Consider the following 19,728-nt stretch of genomic DNA (forward strand, 5'->3'; position numbering starts at 1 on the left):
GTCGTCGTGCGGGTGTCTTCCGCGGAGGGTGCGCCCAGGACCGCGTTGATCGCGGTGGTGAGCTGCAGGCCGTGCTCATCGGTGAGAAACCCGGCGACGTGGTACCCGCCGAACGTCTTGGACAGGTCGAAGAACTCGCCCTGCGCGGCCTTGTCATCGTCGAGGTCGTCGGTGTCGGGGTCGGTGATGGTCGCGAACCGGCGGGCCACCTTCCGGAACTGGTCCGCGTTGAGCACACCAGCCTCCCGCAGCACCAGGCCCTCACCGGTGACCAGGGTCCCGTCCGCGACCGCGCCCTCCAGGACCTGCGTGACCAGGTCACGGGTGGCGGTGCCGTCCGGGTCCTCGGATGGGTCGGGGAAGTCGACCGGCACCGTCTGGACGAACTGTTCCGGTGTGGTGGTGTGCCCGGTGCGGGTATCGATCAACCAGGCCAGTGCGTCGGTGCGGGTCTCGCTCGTGGGGGCGACCTCGGCCATCACGCGGGCGTGGTCCAGGCCGAGGGTTCCGGTGACCAGCCGCTCCCGGGTGACGGGGAGGGCGGTGGTGAGGCGGCGCGCAATCCTCACGTCCTTGCCCGCGGTGGATGCGGAGATCCCTTCACGCAGACGCAGCCAGGTCGTGAACGTGCGGGTCATGCCACCCGAGCGCCACGAACCCTCGTTCTCGATCCGGGGCAGCAGGGTGTAGCGGACCCCGTCCAGGCGTCCGGTCAGCCGACGGATACGGGTATGCGCCTCGACCAGGCGGCTGATGCTCGGCGCGTCCCAGCCGGTCAGCGTCTCGAGGTCCGTGAGGGCGGTGAGGTGGTCGATCTCGTTCTCGATCCGGGTCAGCACGTCCTCGATCGAGGCCGCAGCGGGCAGGCCGGCCGCGGTGCCACTGTTCGTCGTCTGCTCCACCATGCCACCCCCGCTCGCCTCTAGTTCTCGATCCCTCGGTGCATCTATTATCTCGAACACGCGTACGATCTGCATGGTGGATTTCAGATCTGTGGATAACTCTTCAACGGGCTACGCGCACGTCGCTACGGCCTGCTTGAGAACGAGCAGTGGTCGGTGCGCATCCTCACCGAGAGCCTCAGGAAGGTCTACCCGGCGTGTAGGGCTGTGTTCCCGACGTCGCCACGGCGGTCACCACAACCGAAGTCGGTCCTTTTCGGCACCGAGCCAAAACCCGAGTTCATCGGAGCGCGTTGAGCGTGTCCAATGCCTCCTGCGTCAGCACGAGCGCTTCCTCCTGCAGCTGCCGAACGCTCGGGCTCTCCGCGGACGTGAGGATGCTCGACGTCACGGCGAGCTCGTGAGTGAGGAGGCCGACGATGTAGCCGATGTCGTCGTCGGAGAGAGCGATGTCGAACCGAGCTTCGCGGGGCGGCCAGCCCAGCACCCCGAGCTGCCGCTCGGGATGCTCCTGGTTCACTGCCCAGCCGCGCTCCCGCAACCCTTTGGCGCGCACCACCTCTGGAGCGTCCGGCTCGGTGCCGCCCCGCATGAGGTTAGAGACCGCGTTGTCGAGCGTGCCGTCGATGCTCAGCCAAACGCCGACAGTCAGCCTCTGCGGCCGGCCGTCGTCGTTCATCGTGTCCTCCAGGAAAGTTCCGTCCTAGCGCTCAAGGCCGAGCACTGGCGTCACGTGTCGTACAGCCCGTCCCACGGCTCGTGGAAGCCGAGCCCGTCCGGGTAGAGCTCGGCCCAGTTGTCCTCGCGCTCGTCCTCGTCGTGCTGCTCGACGATCAGTCCGAAGACAGCACCATCGAACACGACCTGGAAGGTGCGGATCGCGATGTCGGTATAGGCACGACCGGGGAGCGCGTCGAGCAGCCGATCGAGCTGTGCCTGCGCTCTGGTCACGACGGACGCGAAGAACTGGCCGTCGTCGAACTTGCCGATCGTTGCGGTGCGGTAGCCCGGTTTGTGGGCGACAGGGATGACCTCGGGCACTGGCATAGCGGACACGATAGCCATGTGTCGGTCGCGTGAGCCGCCAGGAGATTCCGGCATTTCACCCCTGGGCGCTATCGTTCCCGCGTGAGGGAGAACCCGCGGCCGACACGGCACCTCGAGCAGCTCGAGACAGCGCAGCTCGGCAAGCTCGCCCCAGGTTCGGTAAGTGGGCCGGCCTGGGACCTGGTCGCGCTGCCCGGCCCGCCGGACGACGGCGTGCCGGACGCAGCGGAGACCGATGTCGTCGCGCACCGCTTCGCACCAGCAGTACCAGTTGCGCCAGCAATACCAGTCGCACCGCCCGTACCGCCCGAACCAGCCGCTGCACAGGCTGAGTCGGTCACCTCGCCTGCCGCGCCTAGCACCGGCGTTCACAGGTGGACCATGGTCGCGGTCGGTTGTGGGGTGCTCGCGGCCTTCGCGCTGGGCATCGGTGGCCTGACGATGCTGTGGGCGGACCGCCCGGACACCGATACCACCGGTCCGGTCGAGCGCACGGCCCTCGACCTGCCGCTCATCCCCGCCGACGAGATCCAGGACGCAAGCACCGGCGAGCGTCCGGAGGCAGGCCCCCGCGACGCGGACGACGCCGAGGCGGGCGACCCCCGCGAGGACGGCACGGACGCGAACTTGCTGGGGGACGGGACGGCGTCGTCGGGCGGCGGGCTCGACCAGGGCGGCATCGGCGAAGGCGCAGGTACAGGCACGAGCACTGGCGGCTCCGGCGGATCAGGATCCGACCCCGGCTCCGGTGCGGGGGGCGGCACTGGCCCGGGCGGCGGGGGCACGACGCCGACCGACGGTCCACCGCCCCCGACGCCGGACCCGACCACCGATCCGACGGCGGAGCCGACCCCGAAGCCCACACCCACGGCGTCCGACAAGCCGACCCCCGAGCCGACGCCGAGCCCCACCGTGTCGCCCACGCCGACGCCGACCGGCGCCCCGGTCTCCCCGAACGTCGGCGGTTGACGGTGGAGTGCCCCCGGCAGTGCTGGCGGCGACCGCTTCGACCTCGGTCCTGTCCGGTTGTTCCGTCCAGGTCTACACGTCAAAGCGGGGCGCGCAGGTCGTCGGCCGCGTCCGTGGAGCTGAGCAGCCGGGCGACGTCCGGCAGCAGGATGAGAACACCCGAGTGCGCCCGGGCGGCAATCCGCGCCCGCTCCCACGTCAGCACGATCTGGAGAACCACCGCTTCGTAGGCGTAGTAGTTGTCGCTCCCGCAGGGCTTCCCAAACCAGCGAACTACCGCACCTCACCGGAGCGGGACCGAGTGGAAGGATTCGCCAGATGACCACCGAACTCGACCTGTGCGAATACCTGCTGGCCCGGTTCGACGAGGCGGAGGCCGCAGCGCGGCGAGCGCCCGACGATGACGACGAGCCCTGGACGCTGGACCCGCGGTACGACCCCTACGACGAACGGTGGGTGCTTCGGGCCTCAGCGACCTACGTCCTCGCTGATATCGCGGCCAAGCGACAGATCGTGGCACACGCCGCGGAGGCGTCCGTCGACCGTGAGCTGACGATCGACGACCGTAGTGTCACCCGGGACGAGGTCGAGCAGCGGCGTGCCACCGACCCGGGCCAGCTCATTCTCGTGGCGCTCGTCCGGCCATACTCAGCCCGACCCGACTTCAACCCGAGCTGGGTGTCCTGAGGGTCGGGTCCAGGTTTGCGGCGCGGCGGATCAACCCGCCGGCCCGCACCCGGCAACAGCTCCGGATGCGGGCCGTTCACGACCGGGCAACCGCGCGTCACACCGCGGCGCGCACCCACGCCGTCGTCGAGCCGGGCAGCAGGCCGCCGGGCAGCGGCTCGCTCGCGAGCAGCACCTCGCCGTCCGGCAGCGGCACCGCGTCCGGACCGAAGTTGGTCACGACGTGCCAGCCGTTCGGGCGCGTGAAGTGCAGGACGTCGGCGCGGCCGGGCACCCACTCGAGCGTCTCGTCGGTCTGCAGCTCGTGGCGCAGTGCGAGCGCCGCACGGTAGAGCTCCAGCGTCGAGCCGGGTGCGCCGTCCTGGGCCTCGACCGACAGCTCGCCGAAGATCGCGGGCTGCGGCAGGTGCGCGCCCCCCTCGCCGAAGCCGAAGGACTTGCCCTCCCGGGTCCACGGCAGCGGCACGCGGCAGCCGTCCCGTCCGACGTCGACGCCGGGGTTGCGGAAGAACGCCGGGTCCTGACGCTCCGCCGCGGGGATGTCGGCGACCTCCGGCAGGCCTAGCTCCTCGCCCTGGTAGAGGTAGGCGCTGCCCGGCAGGCCGAGCATGAGCAGCGTCGCGGCACGTGCGCGGCGCAGGCCCAGGGCGACGTCGGCGGCGGGTTCCGTACCGCCCGAGAGGAGCCAGTCCCGGCCCTGCTTCGCCGGGTGGCCGTTGCGCGGCGGCAGCGCGTAGCGGGTGGCGTGGCGGACGACGTCGTGGTTCGAGAAGACCCACGTCGTCGAGGACCCGGACGCCGCGGACAGTGCGAGGTTGTCGGCGATGATCGTCCGGAACTGCTCGGCGTCGAAGTCGGCCTCCAGCAGGTCGAAGTTGAACGCCTGGCCGAGCCCCTCCGCGCTCGCGTACCGGGGACGCCGCGGGGTCGAGACCCAGGCCTCCGCCACGGCGATGCGCGGCGGCGTGTACTCGTCGAAGACCTTGCGCCAGTCGGCGTAGATCTCGTGGACCTCGTCGCGGTCCCAGAGCGGGTGCGCGCCGGGCTCCGTGATCGCGTCGATCTCGGCCTGCGTGGGCAGCGACTCGCCGAGCTCCTTGGTGAGCGCGTGCGCGACGTCGATGCGGAACCCGTCGACGCCGCGGTCCGACCAGAACCGCAGGGTCTTGCGGAAGTCCGCGCGGACCTCCTCGTTGTCCCAGTTGAAGTCCGGCTGCTCCTTGGCGAAGAGGTGCAGGTACCACTGGCCGTCGGGCACGCGCGTCCACGCGAGCCCGCCGAACATGCTCTCCCAGTCGGCCGGGGGCTCGGAACCGTCCGGGCCGAGGCCGTCCCGGAAGATGTAGCGCGCCCGCTCCGGGCTGCCGGGACCGGCGGCGAGCGCCTCCTGGAACCAGGCGTGCTGGTCCGACGAGTGGTTCGGCACGATGTCGACGATCACGCGGATGCCCGCCGAGTGCAGGGCGGTGACCATCTCGTCGAACTCTGCGAGCGTGCCGATCCTGGGGTCGACGTCGCGGTAGTCGGCGACGTCGTACCCGCCGTCGGCCAGCTCGGAGGGGTAGAACGGGCTGAGCCAGACCGCGTCGATGCCGAGCCCCTGGAGGTACGGCACACGCGAGATGATGCCGCGCAGGTCGCCGATGCCGTCGCCGTTCGCGTCGGCGAAGCTGCGCGGGTAGATCTGGTAGACGGTTGCCTGCCGCCACCAGGTGGGGTCGTCCGCGAGGGGCTGGTGGATGTCGGTGTTGCTGGTCACTGGTGCTGGATCCTTTGCGGTGGGGGACTGGTCACCGGTCACTCGTGCGCAGGAATGCCGCGCCCACCAGCGTAGGGGTGAGGGCTCGGTGAGGCAGTCCGGGCAGGATCCGACGGGGCCGGCCGGTCAGGCGGTCAGGGCGTCTATCGCCGCCGGGGACAGGGCGTGGTCCACCGCCATGGCGCTCGCGCCCAGGACTCCAGCGCCCTCGCGCGCGCGGGAGGTGACGATGCGCAGGTGCTGCGTGGCCAGCGGCAGGGACCTGCGGTAGACGGCCTCGCGGATGCCGGCGATGAGGTGCTCGCCGGCGTCGGCCACCACCCCGCCGATCACGATGACCGACGGGTTGAGCACGCTCACGCACGAGGCCAGGACGCCGCCGATGTCGCGGCCGGCCTGTCGTACCGCCTGGCTCGCCGCGGCGCCCCGGGACCGGACGAGCGCGACGACGTCAGCGCTGTCAGCGGCTTCCAGCCCTTGGGCGGCGAGCGCCGTCGCGACCGCCTGGCCGCTCGCCACGGCCTCGAGGCAGCCGGTGTTGCCGCACCGGCAGGGCACGTGGTCGGCGCCCGGGACCGACATGTGCCCGACGTCGCCCGCCGCGCCCTGGGCGCCGCGGCGGAGGGCGCCGTCGGCGATGATGCCCGCGCCGATACCGGTGGAGACCTTGACGAGCAGCAGGTCGGAGACGTCGGACCAGGCGGTCCGGTGCTCGCCGAGCGCCATGATGTTGACGTCGTTGTCGACCAGCACGGCGACCCCGAGCTCGGCGCCGAGGATGCCGGGGACGTCGACGTCGTCCCAGCCGGGCATGATGGGCGGGTTGATCGGCCGCCCGGTCGAGTGCTCCACCGGGCCGGGCAGCCCGATGCCGATGGCGGCCAGGTCGGCCGTGTCGCGGCCGGCGGCGGCGAGCAGCTCGCGGCCGGCGCGGACCACCCAGGGCAGGACGACGTCGGGCCCCGCGGCGATGGAGAGGGGTTCGTCGCTCGCCGCGAGCACCGTGGAGGCGAGGTCGGTCACGGCCAGCCGGGCGTGCGTGGCGCCGAGGTCGACCGCGAGGACCACCCGGGCGCCCGGCTGGAAGGCGAACGTCGCGGGCCGTCTGCCTCCGGTGGATCCCGCCATGCCCGCCGGGGCGATGAGCCCGGTGCTCATGAGGGCGTCTATCCGCGAGGCGATGGTCGACCGGGCCTGGCCGGTGATGGCCACCAGATCGGCGCGGGTGCGCGGTTCGCGGTCGCGCAGCAGCTGGAAGAACTCGCCGGTGCCCAGGGAAAGCGGCACACCCCTCGGGGGGTCGTCGATCGGCATGGGCAACCGCCTCCCGGGTGAACTTATGGCTGCGTATCGGCAAAAGATAGCCCATATGCGCAAGCAGTCACAGAAGCCGCGTAAACGACAAGCATCTTTTGCTTGACATAGACCAAAAGGTCCCTACATTGGTGGATATGCGAGCCGATGACGACGCGCACACTCCGGTACCCGACCCCGAAGCACCCGGCCCGGTGCTGCGCCTTTCCGGCGTCGGCAAGGAGTTCTTCGGCACCTCGGTGCTGCGAGAGATCGACCTGGCCTTGTATCCCGGGCAGGTCCACGCCCTGGTGGGCGAGAACGGCGCCGGCAAGTCGACGGTGATGAAGATCGTCGCCGGCGTCCACCGCCCGGATGCCGGAACCATCGAGCTCGACGGCTCGCCCGTCTCCTTCCCGACGCCGCTCGACGCGCAGCGGGCCGGTGTCGCAACGGTCTTCCAGGAGTTCAACCTGCTGCCGGACCGGTCGGTCGCCGAGAACGTCTACCTCGGCCGCGAACCGCTTCGGCGCGGCATATTCGGCGGCATGGTCGACCGCCGTCGGCTGCACGCCGACACCACGCGCCTCCTCGACGACCTGGGGCTGACGAGCATCGCGTCCTGGAACCGGGTCGGCTCCCTGTCCGTGGCGCAGCAGCAGGTCGTCGAGATCGTCAAGGCGGTCTCGTACGACGCCCGGATCATCTCCATGGACGAGCCGACGGCGGCGCTCGCCGACCAGGAGGTCGCGCTGCTCTACGACCTGGTCCGGCGGCTGCGCGACCGCGGCGTCGCCATCCTGTACGTCTCGCACCGGCTCCAGGAGATCTACGACCTGGCCGACACGATCACCGTCCTCAAGGACGGCAACCACATGCTCACCGCGCCGGCCGCCGAGGTCAGCCCCGACCGGCTCGTGCGCACCATGGTGGGCCGCGACTTCGCCGGCTTCTTCCCCGACAAGCCCGCCGACGTCACGCCCGGCGAGGTGCGGCTGGCGCTCGCAGGCGCAGGCAACACGATGGTGGACGGCGTGGACCTCGAGGTACGGGCCGGCGAGATCGTCGCGCTGGCGGGCCTGCAGGGGTCGGGCCGCACCGAGGTCGCGCACGGGGTGTTCGGCATCGCGCCGTTCACGCGCGGCAGCATGACCGTCGACGGACAGCCCGCCCACGTGCGCACGCCGCGGCAGGGCGTACGGCACCGCCTCGCGCTGGTCAGCGAGGACCGCAAGTCCGAGGGCCTCGCCCTCGGCCAGTCGGTCCTCGCGAACGCGCGGCTGGTGCTCGACGCTGTCCTGCCGGGCGCGTCGGACCGCCGCGCGCGGCGCATCACCGAGGTGCTGCGGTCGCTCGCGGTACCCGCGAGCACGATCGCGGCCGTCCAGGAGACCGAGGTGCAGTACCTGTCCGGCGGCAACCAGCAGAAGGTCGTCCTCGCGAAGTGGCTGGTGACCGAGCCGCGGGTGATCGTACTCGACGAGCCGACGCGCGGGATCGACGTCGGCGCCAAGCGCGCCGTCTACGACCTCATGCGCACGCTGACCGCCGACGGGACCGCCGTCCTGCTCATCTCGTCCGAGCTGCCGGAGGTCGTGGCGATGGCCGACCGCATCCTCGTGCTGCGCGACGGCCGGATCGTCGGGGAGCTGCCGGGCGGCAGCTCCGATGAGACCATCATGGCGCTGGCGACGGGGGTGGCGTGACGACCGGGGCGGTGGCTGGCGTGATGGTCGGCACCGCACGCCGCCGTCGCCTCGGGTCCACCGAGATCGTGTACCTGGCCCTGGTCGGCATCCTGGTGGTCGCGGGCGTGCTCGTGGCGGCCCGCGGCGGCAACCTCTTCGCGCAGGGCAACGTCAGCTACATGCTCACCCAGACGAGCCTGCTCGGGTTCGTCGCCGTCGGGCAGACGCTGGTGATCCTGTGCCGCTCGCTCGACCTGTCGGTGGGGTACGTCGTCGCGCTGTGCTCGCTGATCGGGGCGACGACGATGGCGGGCGACCCGTCGCGCGTCTGGCTCGGCGTGGTGGCGGCGCTGGCGGTTGCGGCCGCCGTCGGGCTCGCGAACGGCCTGATCATCTCGGCGCTGAACGTCAACCCGTTCATCGCGACGCTCGGCACGGGCCTGATCGTCAAGGGCTTCCTCGACACGCGGTTCAAGGGGCCCGAGGGCGAGGTGCCGTTCGCCTTCCAGACGTTCGGGTACACCCGCGTCGGCCCGGTGCCGGTCTCGACGATAACCATGCTGCTCGTCGCCGCGGCGGCGTTCGTGCTGCTCACGCGGACCCGGGCGGGCTACCACATGTTCGCGGTGGGCGGGAACCTCGACGTCGCCCGGCTCTCGGGCGTGCGCACGAGCCGCACCCTCGTCCTGGCGCACGTGCTGTGTTCCCTGTGCGCGGGTGTGGCCGGGCTGCTCATCGCCGCCCGGTTCGGCACCGGGAACGCGCTCGTCTACTCCTACGGTCTCGACCTCGACTCGATCGCCGCGGTGGTGCTGGGCGGCACGCTCCTGTTCGGCGGCCGGGGCTCGGTGGTCGGCACGGTCGGCGGGGTGGCGATCCTGGCGGTGCTCGACACCGCGTTCAACGTGCTCGACGTGAACCCGTTCTTCAAGGACGTGCTCCGGGGCGTGATCATCATCGCCGCGGTGGCCCTCTACGCGCGGCGCCAGATCGACCCGGCGAGCCGGCGGGTCCGGTTCGGCACCAAGGTCTCGGCAGCCCGAGGAGGTGACGTCGCATGACCCTGGCCCCAGACACCTCACGAGACGCCCCGCGCAGCACCGCGCGCGGCACCGCACACCGATGGCGCGAGCAGCTTCTGTCCGGCGGCAGCTGGACCGTGCTCGCGCTGCTCGTGCTGGTCCTCGCCGTGATCGTCGTGATCAACCCGTCGTTCGCGGAGCCGGTGTCGCTCATGGCGTTCGCGAAGAAGGCCGCCCCGCTCGTGGTCCTCGCGATCGGCCAGTACTTCGTCATCGTCTCCGGCGAGTTCGACCTGTCGGTGGGCTCGCTCGTCGGCGCCCAGGTCGTGATCGCGGCCCGGCTGATGGACGGCGACGAGGCGCTGACCTGGCCGGTCGTGGGGCTGATGCTCGTGTTCGGGCTGCTGGTCGGGCTCGTCAACGGCCTGGTGACGACGCTGCTGCGGGTCCCGTCCTTCATCACGACGCTCGGCATGATGCTCGTGCTGTTCGGCGCCATCCGGCTGTGGACCGGCGGCGCGCCGACGGGCGCCCTGAGCGAGAGCTTCCGCGTGCTGGGCCGCAAGGGCTTCCCGGACGTCCCGGGGCAGTTCCAGGTCCCGTACGCGCTGCTGGTGGCGCTCGTCGTCGTCGCTCTTGCGGTGCTGCTGATGCGCCGCCCGTTCGGCAGGTCCCTGGTCGCCGTCGGCGACAACGCCGTCGCCGCCGCGTACAGCGGCGCCTCGGTGTGGTGGCTGCGCACCCGGGCGTTCCTGCTCTCGTCGTTCCTCGCCACTGTCGCGGCGGTGCTCATCGGCGGGTTCGCCGGGGTCACCGCCCAGGTGGGGCAGGGGCTGGAGTTCATGGCGATCACCGCCGTCGTGCTGGGTGGTGTCGCCCTCGGGGGAGGGCGCGGGACCGTGGTGGCCGCGATGGTCGGCGCGCTCACGCTCGAGGCCCTGTTCACGCTGTTCAACCAGCTCGCCCTGCCGTCGACCATCCGGCCCGCCGTGCAGGGCGTGATCCTCATCGTCGCCGTCGCCTACGCGGCACGCAGGCGCCGCACCTGAAGCCCGAGACCTATCGAACGATCCGCACTCATCAAAGGGGATGGACATGCGACGGTTCCGAACACTGCTGGCGGGCACGGCTGCGGCCGGGCTGCTTCTGCTGACGGCCTGCACCACCGACGCCCCGACCGACGAACCGCCGGGCGCCGAGCCGAGCGCGGCCGAGGAGACGCCCGCCGACTCCGGGGCCGAGAGCGAGTGGTTCGTCCAGGCGGACTACGACCGGGAGCTGGCCCAGCGCGATGTCGAGCCGGAGGGCCCGGCCGACGAGCCGTGGCTCCAGGCCATCGAGCCGGAGTGGGTGGACACCGCTGACCTCGCCAGCGAGGGCGGCGACAAGACGCTCTGCTTCTCCAACGCCTCGGTCTCCAACCCGTGGCGCGTGACCGGCTGGATCACCATGCAGCAGCAGGTCGAGGTGCTCCAGGAGGAGGGCGTGATCGGCGAGTTCCGGGTCTCGGACGCCGCCGACGACGACAACAAGCAGATCTCCGACATCCAGGCGTTCGTCGAGGCCGGCGACTGCGGCGCGATAGTCATCTCCCCGTCGACGACGGCGACGCTCACCCCCGCCGTCGAGGCCGCCTGCGAGAGCGGCAAGCCGGTCATCGTGTTCGACCGCGGCGTGAACACCGACTGCATGGTCACGTTCATCCACCCCATCGGCGGCTACGCCTACGGCGCAGTGGGTGCGGAGTTCCTGGCCGAGAACCTCGACCCCGGCTCGACGGTCCTGGCGCTGCGGATCCTGCCCGGCGTCGACGTGCTGGAGCACCGGTGGGCCGCGGCCGACAAGATCTTCTCGGAGAGCGACCTCGAGGTGGTGGGCGTCGAGTTCACGGGCGGCGACGGCGCCAAGATCAAGGACCTCGTCACCCAGTACCTGCAGCGCGGCGAGGTCGACGGCATCTGGATGGACGCCGGTGACGGCGCCGTCGCGGCGGTCGAGGCGTTCGAGGACGCAGGCCAGCCGTACCCGGTCTTCGTCGGCGAGGACGAGATGAGCTTCCTGCGCAAGTGGGACGAGACGGGGATGACGGCGATCGGCAACGTCTACTCCAACTTCCAGTGGCGCACCCCGATCCTGGCCGCGCAGAAGATCTGGGCCGGCGAGGAGGTGCCGTCCGAGTGGGTGCTGCCCCAGGAGCCGGTCACCTCCGCTGACCTCGCGGGGTTCCTCGAGGCCAACGCGGACATGCCGTCCCTGCACTACGCGAAGTTCGGTGGCGAGGACCTGCCCGGCTACCCCGAAGCCTGGACGGACCGCTAGATGGGGATGCAGCCCTGGACCGTGCCGCAGGGTCCCGCGACCACCTGGCCGGTGGGCGTCAACACCTGGGTGTGGACGTCGCCGCTCACCGACCGTTCGCTCGCCGACCTCGCGCCCAGGGTGGCGGACTGGGGGTTCGACGTGCTCGAGCTGCCGGTCGAGCGCCTCGGCGACTGGGACCCGCCCCGCGCGGCGCAGGTCCTGGCGGACAACGGCCTCGGCGCGAGCGTGTCCCTCGTCATGGGCGAGGGCCGCGAGCTCGTCGCGGCCGACGCCGGCACGGTGCGGGCGACCCAGGACTACCTGCGCTCGGTGGTCGACGCCGCGCACACGGTGGGCGCGCGGGTGATCGGGGGCCCGGCGTACGCCTCGGTAGGGCGCACTTGGCGGACGACGCCGCAGGAGCGGGCCGACGCCTACGCCGAGCTCGTCGAGCACCTCGCGCCGGTGGTCGAGCACGCGATCGCGGCGGGCGTCGTCGTCGGCCTGGAACCGCTGAACCGCTACGAGACGAGCCTGGTCAACACGGTGGACCAGGCGCTGGAGATCGTCGGCGCGCTGCCCGCCGAGGGCATCGGGCTGATGCTCGACGTCTACCACATGAACATCGAGGAGCGGGACCTGTCCGCCGCGGTGGAACGCGCCGGTGCGCGGATCGCCGCGGTGCAGGTGTGCGGCAACGACCGTGGCTCGCCAGGCGGCGACGGCGTCGACTGGCCGCCGCTGCTCGCCGCGCTGGAGCAGGCCGGGTACGCCGGGCCGCTCGTCATCGAGTCGTTCACCGCCGAGAACGCCACCATCGCCACCGCCGCGTCGATCTGGCGGCCACTGGCCGCGAGCCAGGACGCGCTCGCGACCGACGGCCTCACGTACCTGAGAGGACTGATGCCCTGACACAGGTCTGAACCGCACGCGCTTGCGAGCGCTCGGCGCCGGCACGCCGGGCTGGTCAACGAAACACGCTCCGCCGGGGGTTCCCGGCGGGACCGCACGTCGATCTGCCACGCCGATCTGCCAGGAGGCAACACGATGACCGCACCACGACGTCCCCGCTGGGGGAGATCCATCGCGGCGCTCGCCGCCGGAGCGCTGGTCCTGACGCTCGCGTCCGTCCCGGCCACGGCCGCCGTCGGACACCAGGCCGCCGCCGAGAGAGCCGCTGCCCAGCTGGCCGAGGTCCAGGCGGAGGTCATGCAGGAAGGCAGAGTCCTCATCTTCACGGCCACCACCCAGTACCGGCACGAGGAGGCGATCACGCAGGGCACCCCGGTGCTCGAGGCGGCGTTCGCCGAGGCGGGCATCGAGTCCGACCACACGGAGGACCCGACGGTCTTCAACGACGCCGACCTGGCGCAGTACGACGCGCTGGTCATGTTCCAGGCGTCCGGCGACCCGTGGAACGCCGAGCAGAAGGCCGCGATGGAGCGGTACCAGCAGGCGGGCGGCGGCATCGTCGCCATCCACAACGCGACGGACATGCGCGGCAGCTACGCCTGGTGGGACGAGATGATCGGGTCGCTGATGCCCGGTCACGCCGCCACCGGGTCGAGCCCCGGCCTGCCCGGCACGGTCCGGGTCGAGGACCGAACGCACCCCTCCACGCAGCACCTGCCGCAGCGCTGGGACCGCGCCGACGAGTGGTACAACTTCTCGACGAACGTGCGCGGTGACGCGCACGTGCTGGCCACCATGGACGAGTCGACGTACGACCCGGGCGGTAACGCCATGGGCTACGACCACCCGATCTCGTGGTGCAAGTACTACGACGGCGGTCGCGCGTGGATGACCGGCATGGGCCACTTCGGCGCGCACTACACGGGCGAGCCGGACTTCGTGCGGCACATCGTCGGCGGCGTGCAGTGGGCGGCCGGGCTGGCCGCCGGCGACTGCGGCGGTACCGACTGGGGCCAGTTCGAGAAGGTGGCGCTGGACACGAACACGAGCGCGCCGTTCGGGATCGACGTCGCGCCGGACGGGCGGGTCTTCTTCACCGAGCTGGTGCGCGGGCAGATCCGGGTGTTCGACCCGGAGACGCAGACCACGACCACCGCCGTGACGCTCTCGGTGTACTCGGGCGGCGAGGACGGCCTGCTGGGGATAGCGCTCGACGAGGACTTCGCCGAGAACGGGTACCTGTACCAGTACTGGTCGCCCGCGAGCGCGGACGACACGGATCCCGCGAACTTCCACAACCGGCTGTCCCGGTTTACCGTCACGACGGGCGCCTCGGGGGCGACGACCATCGACCCGGCGTCCGAGGAGGTGCTGCTGGAGGTCCCGGCCCGGCGTCTCCCCGACGAGCCGGGCCACACCGGTGGCGGGGTGATCGTCGACCACGAGAGCGGCGACCTGTACCTCGGCGTCGGCGACGACGTGAACCCGCACAGCGAACCGTCGGGCGGGTACGCGCCGATCTCCGAGCGGGACGGCACCTTCCACGACGCGCGGGCGACGTCCGCCAACACCAACGACCTGCGCGGCAAGGTGCTGCGGATCCATCCAGAGGACGACGGCACCTACTCGGTCCCTGAGGGCAACCTGTTCCCGGAGTCGGAGGACACGGGAGACAAGACGCTGCCCGAGATCTACGCGATGGGCTTCCGCAACCCGTTCCGGTTCGCCATCGACCCGGCAACGGGCAACCTCGGCGTCGCCGACTACTCGCCGGACAGCAACACCGACAACCTGGCGCAGCGCGGCCCCGCGGGCATCGCGGAGTGGAACCTCATCAAGGAGCCCGGCTTCTTCGGCTGGCCCCTGTGCATGGGGAACAACGAGCCGTTCCGGGACGTCGACTACCGGACCAGCCCCGTCACGGTGGGCGGGTTCTTCGACTGCGACGCGCCGGTCAACGACTCGGTGCGCAACACGGGCCTGACCGAGCTGCCTCCGGCCCAGCCGGCGGACCTCTGGTACGGGTACCAGCGCTCCTCGGTGCCGGGCGGGATCAACCAGGGCGGGGGACTGGCGCCGATGGGCGGCCCGTTCTACGACTTCGACCCGGAGCTCGACTCGGACACCAAGTTCCCCGAGTACTACGAGGGCAAGGCGTTCTTCTACGAGTGGGCGCGGAACCAGGTGTTCACCGTCGAGACCAAGGATCCCGGGGCGGCCCCGGGCCGGACGGACGTCGAGAAGGTCAACCGGTTCCTCCCGGACGAGGACTTCCTCGCGCCGATCGACGCGAAGTTCGGGCCCGACGGCGCGATGTACGTGCTCGACTGGGGCGGCGGCTTCGGCCGGGACAACCCGAACTCCGGGCTGCACCGGGTCGACTACGTGTCGGGCTCGCGCTCGCCCGAGTCGGTACCGAAGGCGACGCCCGACTCGGGGACCGCGCCGCTGGAGGTGACGTTCGACGGGACGGGCAGCACCGACCCGGAGGGTGAGAACCTCACCTACGCGTGGGACTTCGACGGCGACGGGACCACCGACTCGACCGACCCGACGGCGTCACACACGTACACGGCGGACGGTGTCTACGACGCGCGGCTCACCGTCACCGACCCGGCGGGCAAGGACGGGACCGCGACGGTGCCGATCACCGTCGGCAACACCCGGCCGGAGGTCGACTTCGGGCTCCCGCCGACGGGCTCGTTCTTCGAGTTCGGCGACACGATCGGGTGGGACGTCTCCGTGACCGACGCCGAGGACTCGCCGGACGGCTCGGCGATCGACGACGAGCGCGTCGTCATCCAGCCGGCCCTGGGCCACGACGACCACCCGCACCCGGCCGACCCGCAGCAGGGCCGCACGGGCTCCGTCACGACGTCGCTGGGTGGCGGGCACGGTGCGGACACCAACGTGTTCTACGTGCTCGACGCCCGCTACGAGGACGACGGCGGCGCGGGCGACATCCCGGCGCTCACCGGCTCGGACACCACCCTGCTGTTCCCCAGGGAGCGGCAGGCCGAGTTCCACACGGACTCGGAGGGCACGACGACGGCACCGAGCCGAGACGTCGAGGGCGGCGGGTCCGTCCTCGTCGGCGCGGACGGCGCCTGGGCGTCCTACGACCCGGTGAACCTCCACGAGGTCGACGCCCTGACGCTGCGCGTCGCCTCGGCGTCCGCGGGCACCATCGAGCTGCGGCGGGATGCGCCCGACGGCGACCTGCTCGGCACCGCGGAGGTCGCGGGCAGCGGCATCAGCGACTTCCGCGACGTGCGGGTCGACGTCGACGACCCGGGGGAGAGCTTCGAGCTCTTCGTGGTGTTCCCCGGACCGGGCGAGCGGCGGCTCAACTTCGTGGAGGGCAACGGCAAGGGCGCGGCGGAGACCACGCGGCCGGAGGTGGCCCTCACGGCACCCGAGGGCGGGGTCGAGCTCGAACCCGGCCAGGTCGAGGTCACCGCGGACGCGACGGACGCGGAGAACGCCGTCAGCCAGGTGGAGTTCTTCGCCGACGGGACCTCGATCGGCGTCGACGAGACGGCGCCCTACGCGACGACGTGGGACGTCGCCGCCGACGGCTACTACGAGCTGACGGCCGTGGCGACCAACGACCGGGAGCTCACCACCACCTCACGGATCGTCGTCGCCCAGGTCGGCGACGTGTTCGCCGGGATGCGGACCTTCAGCAACGCGGACGGCGAGTTCGAGCAGCTCGCCACCGGGCGGTACGTCATCGAGTCGGGCGGCGCCAACATGTGGCAGGGCGTCGACCAGTACTCGGCGATCTACCGCGAGGGCACCGACCGGCACTGGACCGCCACCGTACGGATCAACAGCCAGGGCAACTCCCACGGGTCCGCCAAGGCGGGGATCATCGTCCGCAACGACGTGACCCTGCCGGGCTCGTCGCCGGGCTACGCGGCGCTCGGCATCCGGCCGAGCGGCGGGTTCGAGTGGCTGCGCGGCAACGATGCGGGCCAGCTCGTGACGTCGTCGGGCGGCGGCTCGACGGCGTACCCGGCCTGGGTGCGGCTCGTCCGCGACGGCGACCTGTACTCGGCCTACTGGAGCTCCGACGGCGAGACGTTCACGCAGATCGGGCAGCCGGAGGCGCTCGCGGGCGCCGCCGACCTGCAGGACGTCGGGCTGTTCGTCACCGCGCACCACGCGTCGAACAGGAGCGCCGTGGAGTTCCAGGACCTCACGTTCGACGACCAGCCGGACCCGCCGCAGATAGAGGTCGCTGCGGCGAGCCGGTGCACGGGCCCGCAGGCCCGCGTGACGGTGAGCGCCACCAACACGGGCGCCGACCCGGTAGTGGTCGAGCTCAGCACCCCGTACGGGAGCAAGACGTACCGGAACGTGCTGCCCGGTGAGACCGTGTCCCGGCAGTTCGGCTCGGGCGGGAGGGCGATCCAGGCGGGGGCCGTCACGGTCACCGCGATCAACGGGCCGCACGAGGTGGTCGTCGACGAGGGGTACGAGGCCATGAGCTGCGGCTCGTAGCCGTGGCTGACCGGGACGGTGTTCCCGATCAGGTTTCCCGCTGAGAGATGAGGAGCAAGGACGTGCCGAAGACGAGAAGCAGACCGCGGAACGCACCGCACCGCGGGCCGAACGCCGCGGCACGTCCGTCGAGCCGGGGCGGTGCCGGCCGCCCCGGGCCTCGGTCGCCGGTGCCCACGAGGCGCCGGCGGCCGGGGTGGTGGGCCGCGGCGGCAGCCGTTCTGGCGGTTGCCGCCGCGGTCCTGCTGGTGCTGCTGCTGGTGGTGCGCCCGTGGGAGGGCGAGGCGCCGTCGGCGGACGGGTTCGACGTCGACCCCGCCCGCGTGGCGGAGCTGGAGGCCGCGGAGGCGGAGCGGGCCGTCGAGAACCTGTCGGTGGCCGCCGAGCTCGCGGTCTCCGCGCAGGAGCGGCTCCTGCCCGTGATGGACGGGCTGTACGGGACGCTGCCGGCCGGTGACGGGGCGGAGGGCGGGTCTGCGGCGGACGAGCCGACGTCGGCCGAGCTGGACGAGTGGCGCGCCGTCGTCGACGAGGTAGCCGCGGAGACGGAGGCGCTGCCGACCGGCTCGTCCGAGCACAACATCGTCCGCAACGGGCTGATGCTCTCGACCCGGCTGCTGGGGAACACACTCGACGTCCTGGAGCTGGCGGCGGCGGACGACTCGACGGGCAACTCGGCGGACGACTCGGCGCGCCTGTACGACGTCGCAGGCGACCTGCGCACGCGTGCGGTGGACGCCTGGGCGGTGGCCGCGGTCCAGCTCGACCTGCAGCACATCGCGGCGGACCGCGGCCACCTGCACGCGTTCCTGCCGCTGCACTCGGGCATGAGCGCCGAGGGCGAGGCGGAGATGTCGCACGGCGACCACTGAGCTGTCCGCGCGGGAGTGGGACGGGGCGCTGCGGTCAGGCGAACAGCCGCCGGAACACGTTGGTGTCGGCCAGGTCGACGAGCTCGTCGCCGCGCCCTGACAGGATCGTGCGGATCGCGTAGAGCGTGAAGCCCTTGACCTGCTGGGCGGTGATCGCCGGCGGGATCGACAGCTCCTGCTGGGCCGTGACGACGTCGACCAGTGCGGGCCCGTCGTGGTCGAACGCGGTACGGAGAGCGCCCTCGAGGTCGTCGGGCTGCTCTACCCGCTGACCGTGGATGCCCATCGCGTTGGCGACGTCGGCGAAGCTCGGGTTGTCGAGCTGCGTGCCGAAGTTCACGAAGCCCGCGGCCTTCATCTCCACCTCGACGAAGTTGAGGGAGGAGTTGTTGAACACCACGATCTTCACGGGCAGCTTGTTCTGCCGGACGGTCAGCAGCTCGCCGAGGAGCATCCCGAGGCCGCCGTCCCCCGACAGGGCGATCACCTGCCGCCCGGGGAAGGCCGACTGGGCGCCGATGGCGTGCGGCACGGCGTTCGCCATCGTGCCGTGGCTGAACGAGCCGATCAGGCGGCGTCTGCCGTTCATGGTCAGGTACCGGGCCGCCCAGACGACGGGGGAGCCGACGTCCGGGATGAACACGGCGTCCTCGCTGGCCAGCTCGCTCACCAGGCGCGCGACGTACTGCGGGTGGATCGGTTCGCGGTTGCGGTCGTTGTCGGCGAGGTCGTCGAGGTCCTTGCGCGTCCTCGCGTAGTGCTTGAGCGCGGAGTCGAGGTGCTTGCGGTGGGTGTGGTCGTCGAGCAGCGGCAGCAGTGCGTCGATGGTGTCGCCGACGTCGCCCACCAGCCCCAGGTCGATCGGTGTGCGCCGACCGAGCTGTTCGCCCCTGAGGTCGACCTGCACGATCTTCGCCGTGGACGGGTAGAACTGCTGGTAGGGGAAGTCGGTGCCGAGCATGAGCAGCGCGTCGCAGCTCTCCATGGCGCGGTAGCCCGAGGAGAAGCCCAGCAGGCCGGTCATGCCGACGTCGTACGGGTTGTCGTACTCGAGGAACTCCTTGCCGCGCAGCGCGTGCACCACCGGTGCCTTGAGCCGCTCGGCGATCGCGAGCACCTGCTCGTGGGCGCCCTCGGTGCCCGCACCGCCCAGGATGGTCACCTTCTTCGCCGCGTTCAGGATCTCGGCGGCCTGCCGCAGCTCGGCGTCGCGCGGGCGGACGACGCTCTGCGCCGCCCGGATCGGCGCGGACTTCTTGCGGCCGGTGCTCTCGGCAAGGAAGATCTCGCCGGGGATGACGACGACGGCGACGCCGCGCTTCTCGACGGCGGTACGCATGGCGATCTCGAGCACGCGCGGCAGCTGCTCTGGCATGCTCACCAGCTCGGTGTAGACGCTGCACTCCCGGAACAGGTCCTGCGGGTGCGTCTCTTGGAAGTAGTTGCTGCCGATCTCGGCTCCCGGGATCTGCGCCGCGATCGCGAGCACCGGAACCCGGCTGCGGTTGGCGTCGAAGAGCCCGTTGATCAGGTGCAGGTTGCCCGGCCCGCAGCTGCCCGCGCAGACGGCCAGCTCGCCGGTCAGCGCGGCCTCGGCGGCCGCCGCGAAGGCCGCCGCCTCCTCGTGCCGCACGTGCTGCCAGGCGACGCCGTCGCTGGTCCGGATGGCGTCGGTGAAGCCGTTCAGCGAGTCGCCGGGCAGGCCGTAGACCCGTTCCACGCCCGCGTCCTTGATGATCTCGACGATCGTGTCAGCGACATTCGTCATGA

Annotated in this window: 16 protein-coding genes; 9 read left to right on the forward strand and 7 right to left on the reverse strand. The window is 71.4% G+C overall.

Annotation, left to right across the window (positions count from 1 at the left end; translation table 11 throughout):
- From AB0I32_RS24795 to AB0I32_RS24805, 3 genes are all read right to left on the reverse strand, one after another.
- The coding region (locus AB0I32_RS24795) for a DUF222 domain-containing protein (RefSeq protein WP_357510928.1) at positions 1-905 on the reverse strand (905 nt) is incomplete at its 3' end.
- 277 nt (positions 906-1,182) lie between these two features.
- Positions 1,183-1,581 (reverse strand): hypothetical protein, encoded by a 399-nt coding sequence (locus tag AB0I32_RS24800; protein ID WP_357510930.1) that lies wholly within the window; start codon positions 1,579-1,581, stop codon positions 1,183-1,185.
- Positions 1,582-1,631: 50 nt separating this feature from the next.
- On the reverse strand, positions 1,632-1,949 hold the full coding sequence (locus tag AB0I32_RS24805) for a hypothetical protein (protein ID WP_357510932.1): 318 nt from the start codon (positions 1,947-1,949) through the stop codon (positions 1,632-1,634).
- A 381-nt stretch (positions 1,950-2,330) separates the two neighbouring features.
- Between AB0I32_RS24805 and AB0I32_RS24810 the strand changes: the two genes are divergently transcribed.
- Entirely contained in the window at positions 2,331-2,918 is a 588-nt protein-coding gene (locus AB0I32_RS24810; protein WP_357510934.1) for a hypothetical protein, read from the forward strand.
- Between the two features lie 79 nt (positions 2,919-2,997).
- Here AB0I32_RS24810 and AB0I32_RS24815 read toward each other — a convergent pair whose 3' ends face one another.
- Positions 2,998-3,138 carry a hypothetical protein gene (locus tag AB0I32_RS24815; RefSeq protein ID WP_357510936.1) on the reverse strand — a complete coding sequence of 47 codons (141 nt, stop codon included), beginning with the start codon at positions 3,136-3,138 and terminating at the stop codon, positions 2,998-3,000.
- A 98-nt stretch (positions 3,139-3,236) separates the two neighbouring features.
- On the opposite strand from AB0I32_RS24815, the gene AB0I32_RS24820 reads away from it, so the two are divergent.
- Positions 3,237-3,605 (forward strand): DUF6221 family protein, encoded by a 369-nt coding sequence (locus AB0I32_RS24820; RefSeq protein ID WP_357510938.1) that lies wholly within the window; start codon positions 3,237-3,239, stop codon positions 3,603-3,605.
- A 97-nt stretch (positions 3,606-3,702) separates the two neighbouring features.
- Here AB0I32_RS24820 and AB0I32_RS24825 read toward each other — a convergent pair whose 3' ends face one another.
- Together AB0I32_RS24825 and AB0I32_RS24830 are read right to left on the reverse strand one after the other, a co-directional pair.
- Positions 3,703-5,364 (reverse strand): alpha-amylase family glycosyl hydrolase, encoded by a 1,662-nt coding sequence (locus AB0I32_RS24825; protein WP_357510940.1) that lies wholly within the window; start codon positions 5,362-5,364, stop codon positions 3,703-3,705.
- Positions 5,365-5,490: 126 nt separating this feature from the next.
- Positions 5,491-6,678, reverse strand: coding sequence for an ROK family protein (locus AB0I32_RS24830; protein WP_357510942.1), 1,188 nt, complete (start codon positions 6,676-6,678; stop codon positions 5,491-5,493).
- 137 nt (positions 6,679-6,815) lie between these two features.
- On the opposite strand from AB0I32_RS24830, the gene AB0I32_RS24835 reads away from it, so the two are divergent.
- The 7 genes from AB0I32_RS24835 (at position 6,816) to AB0I32_RS24865 (ending at position 17,958) form a co-directional block, all read left to right on the forward strand.
- Positions 6,816-8,363, forward strand: coding sequence for a sugar ABC transporter ATP-binding protein (locus tag AB0I32_RS24835; RefSeq protein WP_357510944.1), 1,548 nt, complete (start codon positions 6,816-6,818; stop codon positions 8,361-8,363).
- Positions 8,360-9,406 carry an ABC transporter permease gene (locus AB0I32_RS24840; protein ID WP_357510946.1) on the forward strand — a complete coding sequence of 349 codons (1,047 nt, stop codon included), beginning with the start codon at positions 8,360-8,362 and terminating at the stop codon, positions 9,404-9,406. The genes AB0I32_RS24835 and AB0I32_RS24840 overlap by 4 nt, the downstream gene beginning before the upstream one ends.
- Positions 9,403-10,416 (forward strand): ABC transporter permease, encoded by a 1,014-nt coding sequence (locus AB0I32_RS24845; RefSeq protein ID WP_357510948.1) that lies wholly within the window; start codon positions 9,403-9,405, stop codon positions 10,414-10,416. The genes AB0I32_RS24840 and AB0I32_RS24845 overlap by 4 nt, the downstream gene beginning before the upstream one ends.
- A 46-nt stretch (positions 10,417-10,462) precedes the next feature.
- Positions 10,463-11,686 carry a substrate-binding domain-containing protein gene (locus AB0I32_RS24850; RefSeq protein ID WP_357510950.1) on the forward strand — a complete coding sequence of 408 codons (1,224 nt, stop codon included), beginning with the start codon at positions 10,463-10,465 and terminating at the stop codon, positions 11,684-11,686.
- Complete coding sequence (locus tag AB0I32_RS24855) at positions 11,687-12,580, forward strand: sugar phosphate isomerase/epimerase family protein (protein ID WP_357510952.1); 894 nt, start codon at positions 11,687-11,689, stop codon at positions 12,578-12,580.
- A gap of 135 nt (positions 12,581-12,715) precedes the next feature.
- The gene (locus AB0I32_RS24860) at positions 12,716-17,086 is read left to right on the forward strand and encodes a ThuA domain-containing protein (protein WP_357510954.1); all 4,371 of its coding nucleotides are present in this window, start codon (positions 12,716-12,718) and stop codon (positions 17,084-17,086) included.
- Positions 17,087-17,256: 170 nt separating this feature from the next.
- A complete protein-coding gene (locus tag AB0I32_RS24865) occupies positions 17,257-17,958 on the forward strand; it encodes a hypothetical protein (RefSeq protein ID WP_357510956.1) in 702 nt (233 codons plus the stop codon).
- A 34-nt stretch (positions 17,959-17,992) separates the two neighbouring features.
- Here the strand turns inward: AB0I32_RS24865 and poxB are convergent, their stop codons facing one another.
- Entirely contained in the window at positions 17,993-19,726 is a 1,734-nt protein-coding gene (gene poxB, locus AB0I32_RS24870) for a ubiquinone-dependent pyruvate dehydrogenase (RefSeq protein WP_357510958.1), read from the reverse strand.
- Positions 19,727-19,728: the final 2 nt, after the last annotated feature.

It is taken from the genome of Promicromonospora sp. NPDC050249 (genome assembly GCF_040656015.1).
Taxonomy (GTDB): domain Bacteria; phylum Actinomycetota; class Actinomycetes; order Actinomycetales; family Cellulomonadaceae; genus Promicromonospora.

Excerpts from the sequence above, each read along its gene's own strand:
- AB0I32_RS24800 (WP_357510930.1), bottom strand. The coding sequence starts at position 1,581 with ATGAACGACGACGGCCGGCCGCAGAGGCTGACTGTCGGCGTTTGGCTG.
- AB0I32_RS24805 (WP_357510932.1), bottom strand. The coding sequence starts at position 1,949 with ATGCCAGTGCCCGAGGTCATCCCTGTCGCCCACAAACCGGGCTACCGC.
- AB0I32_RS24810 (WP_357510934.1), top strand. The coding sequence starts at position 2,331 with ATGGTCGCGGTCGGTTGTGGGGTGCTCGCGGCCTTCGCGCTGGGCATC.
- AB0I32_RS24820 (WP_357510938.1), top strand. The coding sequence starts at position 3,237 with ATGACCACCGAACTCGACCTGTGCGAATACCTGCTGGCCCGGTTCGAC.
- AB0I32_RS24830 (WP_357510942.1), bottom strand. The coding sequence starts at position 6,678 with ATGCCGATCGACGACCCCCCGAGGGGTGTGCCGCTTTCCCTGGGCACC.
- AB0I32_RS24835 (WP_357510944.1), top strand. The coding sequence starts at position 6,816 with ATGCGAGCCGATGACGACGCGCACACTCCGGTACCCGACCCCGAAGCA.
- AB0I32_RS24845 (WP_357510948.1), top strand. The coding sequence starts at position 9,403 with ATGACCCTGGCCCCAGACACCTCACGAGACGCCCCGCGCAGCACCGCG.
- AB0I32_RS24850 (WP_357510950.1), top strand. The coding sequence starts at position 10,463 with ATGCGACGGTTCCGAACACTGCTGGCGGGCACGGCTGCGGCCGGGCTG.
- AB0I32_RS24855 (WP_357510952.1), top strand. The coding sequence starts at position 11,687 with ATGGGGATGCAGCCCTGGACCGTGCCGCAGGGTCCCGCGACCACCTGG.
- AB0I32_RS24860 (WP_357510954.1), top strand. The coding sequence starts at position 12,716 with ATGACCGCACCACGACGTCCCCGCTGGGGGAGATCCATCGCGGCGCTC.
- poxB (WP_357510958.1), bottom strand. The coding sequence starts at position 19,726 with ATGACGAATGTCGCTGACACGATCGTCGAGATCATCAAGGACGCGGGC.